5 protein-coding genes are annotated in these 6,837 nt (G+C 46.5%); 3 read left to right on the top strand and 2 right to left on the bottom strand.

The window, feature by feature from the left end; genetic code table 11:
- From H6S82_RS13255 to ilvB, 3 genes are all read left to right on the top strand, one after another.
- A partial coding sequence (locus tag H6S82_RS13255) for a hypothetical protein (RefSeq protein WP_190472720.1) occupies positions 1-619 on the top strand: 619 nt, incomplete at its 5' end.
- Positions 620-785: 166 nt separating this feature from the next.
- Positions 786-2,102 carry an MFS transporter gene (locus tag H6S82_RS13250; protein WP_190472717.1) on the top strand — a complete coding sequence of 439 codons (1,317 nt, stop codon included), beginning with the start codon at positions 786-788 and terminating at the stop codon, positions 2,100-2,102.
- A gap of 206 nt (positions 2,103-2,308) precedes the next feature.
- On the top strand, positions 2,309-4,174 hold the full coding sequence (gene ilvB, locus H6S82_RS13245) for a biosynthetic-type acetolactate synthase large subunit (protein ID WP_322111997.1): 1,866 nt from the start codon (positions 2,309-2,311) through the stop codon (positions 4,172-4,174).
- Between the two features lie 68 nt (positions 4,175-4,242).
- Here ilvB and H6S82_RS13240 read toward each other — a convergent pair whose 3' ends face one another.
- A complete protein-coding gene (locus tag H6S82_RS13240; RefSeq protein WP_190472711.1) occupies positions 4,243-4,497 on the bottom strand; it encodes a hypothetical protein in 255 nt (84 codons plus the stop codon).
- A 214-nt stretch (positions 4,498-4,711) separates the two neighbouring features.
- Positions 4,712-6,682: a bifunctional diguanylate cyclase/phosphodiesterase gene (locus tag H6S82_RS13235; protein ID WP_190472708.1), complete on the bottom strand. Its 1,971-nt coding sequence runs from the start codon at positions 6,680-6,682 to the stop codon at positions 4,712-4,714.
- Between the last annotated feature and the right edge of the window lie 155 nt (positions 6,683-6,837).

Genomic DNA, 6,837 nt, shown 5'->3' with positions numbered 1-6,837 from the left:
GATGAGCGTGATTATTTGCCCTGGAATTCACGAGCCGGATCTGACGAAAAGTTTTGTTGACGGATTGCTATGGCGATCGTCGGGTAATTTATCAAACGGCAGAGCAACCGAAAATATACTGATTTTTCCGATTCAAGAATACCCAGCATACTCAGCCTTTCACATCCTCCAATTTTTGGGCAACTGCGGTATCTATCCTCTTGATGGAAATTCATCGCCCGTACCGCTAGTATTTATTAGTTTCAGCGCTGGTGTTGTTGGTGCGATTGGAGCGGCTTGGATGTGGCAGGCATTAACAGGTAATGTGAAAGCGTTTATCGCTTTAGATGGCTGGGGTGTACCTTTGGGGGGTAACTTTCCCATTCACCGACTTAGCCACGATTATTTTACACATTGGAGTTCTGCTGTACTGGGAACTGGGGAAGATAATTTCTATGCTGACCCAGAAGTGACGCATTTGGAACTTTGGCGATCGCCTCAGACAACGATCGGTTGGTGGATACACTCCGAATGCGGGAAATCCGAACAGCGAAAACGTCTCAGTGCAGCCCAATTTTTGACTATGCTGTTAGAGCGGTATGGGGAAGAGAGGGACTGGGGACTAGGGCGTCGGGACTAGGGAAAAGGGAAAAGGGAGGAATTTTGACTTTCGACTGAGTGACTTTTGACTGAGTGACTTTTGACTTTCCTCCCCACTCCCCCACCTCCCCTCTCTTCCCCCAGCTAGCTCTAAGCGGGAAAAGCAGGTAACTTGGTGTTAGTCAATTGCAGTTATTAACGTTGTTATGTTTCCAACTGACCCTTCCACTGCTTCTAGTAACGGGTTTGGGAATCTACTAAAAAAAAGACCTTTTATGGCGCTGTGGATTGGGCAGATCGTGTCCCAAGTGGCGGATAAGGTTTTCTTTATTTTGCTAATTTCCCTGGTGGCAGAGTATCAAGAACAAGCACAGCAGGGCTTTGGCAATTCTATGCGATCGGCGGCGATGGTCGCGTTCACGCTGCCGGCGATTTTGTTTGGATCGGGAGCTGGGATATTTGTAGACAGGTTCTCCAAGAAGCAAACGATGATCGCCAGCAATGTAATTAGGGAGCTGTTGATTATAGTGCTGGCGTTGCTACCAAAACAGCCAGAACAGTTTTTGATCTTGTTGTTGCTAACGTTTGCGATTTCGACTGTAACGCAATTTTTTGCTCCCGCCGAGCAGGCGGCTATCCCGCTGGTGGTGCGTCATGAAGAATTGATGTCGGCGAATGCTTTATTTGCAGCATCAACGATGGGCGCTCTGATTGTGGGTATGATTATTGGCAGCCCAATGCTCAATGTGGCACACAAGTGGGGGGGAGATTACGGTCGAGAAATCTTCGTTGGTGGATTGTACCTGCTGTCAGCAGTAATAATTCAATTCATGCGATCGAAAGAAAAAAGGATTGCGGATAAGCAGGTTGCTGTCCATCCCCTAACCGATTTAAAGGCTGGCTTGCGCTATTTGAAGCACAACCGCCTGGTAAGTAACGCTATGGTACAGTTGACGATTCTATACTCAGTGTTTGCCGCGCTAACGGTGTTGGCGATCGAACTGGCACCCCAAATCGGTCTGAATAACGAAAATGGTGAATTTAGCTTCTTGTTGGGGGCAGCTGGGATAGGAATGGTCTTCGGTGCGGGCATTTTAGGGTATTGGGGCGATCGGCTGCACAGCAAACCCTTACCGTTGGTCGGTTTTTTTATTATGAGCTTTGTTTTGGCCATGTTTACCTTAACGACCAAAATCTGGCTGGGTTTGAGCTTAAGTGTATTCTTAGGTGTGGGAGCGGCTTTGATCGGCGTGCCAATGCAGACGGTGATTCAACAGCAAACGCCAGAATATATGCGCGGTACTGTGTTTGGCTTTGAAAACAATGCGGTTAACATCGCTCTGAGTTTGCCTCTCGCCATTACAGGACCATTAACCGACGCCCTTAACAATCTCTTGGGAGCCGACGAAGGAGGTGCTAACCTGGGTTTGCGCGTAGTTCTCTTGGGGATGAGTCTACTTGTCTGCGTGGCTGGGGTTTGGGCTTGGCGGAATACCCGCCATGTCTTGCAAGATGTGATTTAGAAATATTACGAAGCCGCATAGCAGGAATTTTCTCTCCCGAAATAGGTATCACAATTGAATTGGCTGGTGTGGCGGTCTCAAAATTTTGCCGCCGCTCCAACCCCGATCGATTGCGATCCGAAATACTAAAGTATTATTAAATACAATTTTCCGATCTACATTGACTTACCCAATTTGGAGGTGCCCTCTCCGTGTCTTCCCAAACCGTGTCTCAAAGAGAATCCTGTGGTGGCGAAGAAAATACATCGAAGGAGACTGTTAGGCGTGCAACCGGTGGCTTCGCCCTAATTGACAGTCTCAAGCGCCACGGCGTCAAACATATTTTTGGCTACCCAGGGGGTGCGATTCTCCCAATTTACGATGAGCTGTACCGCGCCGAAGCTGCCGGTGGCATAAAGCATATCCTGGTCAGACACGAGCAAGGCGCTGCCCATGCGGCGGATGGCTATGCGCGTGCTACGGGTCAGGTGGGAGTTTGCTTCGGTACTTCTGGCCCTGGAGCGACTAACCTGGTAACGGGTATTGCCACGGCACACATGGATTCGATTCCAATGGTAATTATCACCGGGCAGGTGGGTCGGGCGGCGATCGGCACCGATGCTTTTCAGGAAACGGATATCTACGGCATTACGCTGCCAATAGTCAAGCATTCCTATGTGGTGCGTGACCCCAGAGACATGGCGCGGATCGTGGCGGAAGCATTCCACATCGCCAGCACGGGACGTCCGGGGCCGGTTTTGATCGATGTTCCCAAGGATGTGGGATTGGAAGAGTTTGACTACGTGCCGGTCGAACCGGGTTCGGTGAAGATCCCTGGATACCGTCCGACGGTGAAGGGCAATCCCCGCCAAATTAACCAAGCGGTAAGTTTGATTCGGGAAGCGCGGCAACCTCTGCTGTATGTGGGAGGTGGGGCGATCGCATCGGGTGCCCATACAGAAATTATGGAATTGGCTGAGCGGTTCCAAATTCCGGTGACCACAACGTTGATGGGTAAGGGGGCTTTTGACGAAAACCATCCCCTCGCTTTGGGAATGTTGGGGATGCACGGGACGGCTTATGCTAACTTTGCCGTGAGCGAGTGCGACTTGCTGATTGCTGTGGGGGCTCGTTTTGACGATCGGGTGGCCAGCAAGTTGGATGAGTTTGCTTCTCGCGCCAAGGTAATTCATATCGATATTGACCCTGCTGAAGTTGGCAAAAACCGGGTTCCAGAAGTTCCCATTGTGGGCGATGTGCGGCAGGTGCTGATGGATGTGCTGCGTCGATGTCACGAAACTGGTGCTTCCGGCAACGCCACTCAAACTAGGGAGTGGTTGCAAAGGATCGATCGCTGGCGTGAAGATTATCCTTTGATTGTGCCGGAATATCCGGATGTTATTTCGCCCCAAGAAGTAATTGCCGAGTTGGGACGTCAAGCGCCTCATGCTTACTACACTACCGATGTCGGTCAGCACCAAATGTGGGCCGCGCAATTCCTCAAAACAGGCCCGCGTCGCTGGATTTCCAGTGCTGGTTTGGGCACTATGGGTTACGGTGTACCGGCGGCAATGGGTGTGAAGATGGCACTGCCCAATGAAGAGGCGATCTGCGTTGCCGGTGATGCCAGCGTGCAGATGAATATTCAGGAACTCGGAACTTTAGCACAGTATGGTATAAATGTCAAGATTGCAATCGTAAATAATGGTTGGCAGGGAATGGTGCGCCAGTGGCAGCAAGCATTCTATCAGGAGCGCTACTCGTCCTCTAATATGGAAGTCGGAATGCCGGATTTTGTGAAGCTGGCAGATGCCTATGGAATTAAGGGGATAGTTGTATCGCGTCGAGCAGAACTTAAGGATGCGATCGCCCAAATGCTGGCGCACAATGGCCCCGTCTTGCTCGATGTCCGCGTTAAGAGGGATGAAAACTGCTATCCGATGGTAGCACCCGGTAAGAGCAATTCTCAAATGATTGGTTTGCCAGAACGCAAGAAGTTGGAGAAAGCCGTCGAGTTAATTTATTGCACTAATTGCGGTGCTAAGAATGTGGGTAGTAATAATTTTTGTCCTGAATGCGGCACAAAACTATAGTCTTGAGAAGGTATTCAGGTATTAGTTTTTAGTTTGAAGAGGCGCGAATAATCGCGTCTTTTTTTGTTTTAATATCCTGTGCTAGGCAAGCAGCTGGTATTATTCTCCCCAGCCGCATCAATACCCACGACTTGCACCCATCCTCTACGCACGGCATGAATAAGTCGTTTCGCGGAACGATAATCTTCTTCGTTAATTGAAACTTCTGCGAGTGTGGCTATTAGTTTATAATACTCGCTCGCAGTCATTTTTCCAGATTTACTAGCTTTAACAAATAGTTCGGAGATGCTATGGGTAACTAAATAAAGCTGGACTTGCATCATAAATTTATTCCCTGACTATCTAGGAAGTTTTGGGCTCTAAAGTTCAGTAGGTTCAGTTATTTTTAGTGTAGTGATTAAATGTGAAAAACTCGTGAAAACAAAAATTATTTCTGCTAAACGCGCAAAAGGCGGTAAGGGACAAACTTGCGAACTTCTGGAGGGAGATTGCTTACCGACATCAAGCAAAAAGCGATTACCGATCGCCAGCTTTCAATTATCGCACAAATCCTTTCTTAAAGCGCTTATTGAAGCAAAGAGAACAATAGCTAGAAGAAATTATAACTGGGTTTGGGCTAGATCGATAATTTTGCAGCAGTTCGGTTGCATCTTGAGGCGATAGCGGCTTGCTAAACAAATAACCCTGCATATATTCGCATTCAAGACTTCGCAAGAAATCCCTTTGCTCTTCTGTTTCCACCCCTTCCGCCACCATTGTAAGATTCAATACTTTTCCCAAAGCAGCGATCGCCGCAATAATAGCCCCATCGTTGGGATCGGTCGCCAGCTCGCGCACAAAAGACTGGTCAATTTTTAGTTTATCAAGCGGGAACTTTTTCAAATAACTGAGAGAAGAATATCCAGTGCCAAAATCATCCATAGAAATAGACACACCCATGTTGTGCAATTCTTGCAAAATTGCCCTACTAAAATCCACATTTTGCATCGCAACGCTTTCAGTAATTTCTAACTCTAAAAAATGATTCTCCAGACCTGTTTCCTGCAAAACACGCGCCACAATTTCCACTAAATTGGGTTGCTGAAACTGCCGTGCAGAAAGGTTAACTGCTACGGATAAAGGTGGCAAACCTGCATCCTGCCAAGCCTTAATTTGAGTGCAGGCAGTCCGCAGTACCCATTCGCCTATCGGTATGATGAGACCGTTTTCTTCAGCCAAAGGAATAAACTTTGCTGGAGAAACTAACCCGAACTCAGGATGCTGCCAACGCAGCAAAGCTTCCATTTGAGCGATCTTACCTGTGTTGGTATTAATCTGAGGTTGGTAGTAAACAACAAATTCTCCTCGTTCTAGAGCTTGGTGCAGCTCATTTTCTAACATCAACAGTTCCGAAGCGTGAGAATTCATAGCCGCAGTATAAAACTGGTAATTATTGCGACCTTGTTCTTTCGCTCTATGTAAGGCGGCATCGGCATTTCTTAAAAGTGTTTCCCCATCTTGCCCATCATGGGGATACAAAGAAATACCAATACTGCTGCTAATATGAAGTTGATGTCCTTCGATATTAAAAGGCTGCTTAAGAGTATCTAGAATTACCTGGGCGATTCTACCAGCATCTTCTGCACAAGAAATTTGAGGTAGCAGCAGAGTAAATTCATCCCCTCCCCAGCGAGCAACCGTATCGTGCTGCCATAGCGAACTTGTGAGACGTTCGGCAACCATTTGCAACAACTGATCGCCGCAGGCGTGACTTAAGGTATCGTTGATTGTTTTAAAACGATCCAAATCTAGAAACATCACAGCCATCATTCCTTGGTTGCTTTTTGCATTTACTAATGCCCCAGACAACCGCTCGTTGAACAGTATTCGGTTAGGCAAATCGGTTAAAAGATCGTGCAGAGCCTGATAGCGAATAGTTTCCTCTGCCATCCGCCGTTCTGTAATATCCCTAAAGCTCCAAACTCGGCCAACAATTTCTTCTCCCAGACGCTGAGGCTTTGAATAGCGTTCAAAAATTCTGCCATCTTTAAATTCCAAAATATCGCAAGATTCTGCCTCCGGTTGGGCGTACATTTCGCCTACTTTAGCAAGAAAACTTTCGGGGTCCTTTAGCTGATAGACGACAAAAGATAGGGCTTCTTTGTCATCTTTTAAGGCTATAATATCAGCAGGAATCCGCCACATCTGTACGAATTTTTGATTATAAGTTGCTATTTTTCTATTTTTATTAACCACAAGAATGCCGTCAACAGTTGATTCAAGAGCTGCTCGTTGAAGAGAAAGCGATTCTTTAAGTTCTTCTTCTGCTCGCTTAAGTTCTGCAATTTTGTTCTGCAATTCTTGAAAGGCTATGCGTAATTCATCTGTGCCCTCTTGGACTGGGTTTTCTAATTTATTGTTCGGCTGTTTGAGAGTTAGCAATTTAGCTTGCACTTTGGTCTTGGCGTTGCGTAAACAATCGCATATTTGCTGACGATAGTCTATAAATTTTTCGGGGTTAATTTTCATATTTTGTTGTGGCTTTTTTAAAGTATAAATATGTTTCTGGCCTCGGTATATCGCAGCAAGATTTATTTTTTTTAGTGTTTTATATGAGGAAAAATATTCTAAAAATCTAATTAATAACTTTAGCCAAAACCATATTATATTTATGAGTGTTAGTA

The organism is Planktothrix sp. FACHB-1355, assembly GCF_014748295.1.
Classification (GTDB): domain Bacteria; phylum Cyanobacteriota; class Cyanobacteriia; order Cyanobacteriales; family Aerosakkonemataceae; genus Aerosakkonema; species Aerosakkonema funiforme_A.
This window is presented reverse-complemented; position numbering and strand designations above follow the sequence as displayed.

Excerpts from the sequence above, each read along its gene's own strand:
- H6S82_RS13250 (WP_190472717.1), top strand. The coding sequence starts at position 786 with ATGTTTCCAACTGACCCTTCCACTGCTTCTAGTAACGGGTTTGGGAAT.
- H6S82_RS13240 (WP_190472711.1), bottom strand. The coding sequence starts at position 4,497 with ATGATGCAAGTCCAGCTTTATTTAGTTACCCATAGCATCTCCGAACTA.
- H6S82_RS13235 (WP_190472708.1), bottom strand. The coding sequence starts at position 6,682 with ATGAAAATTAACCCCGAAAAATTTATAGACTATCGTCAGCAAATATGC.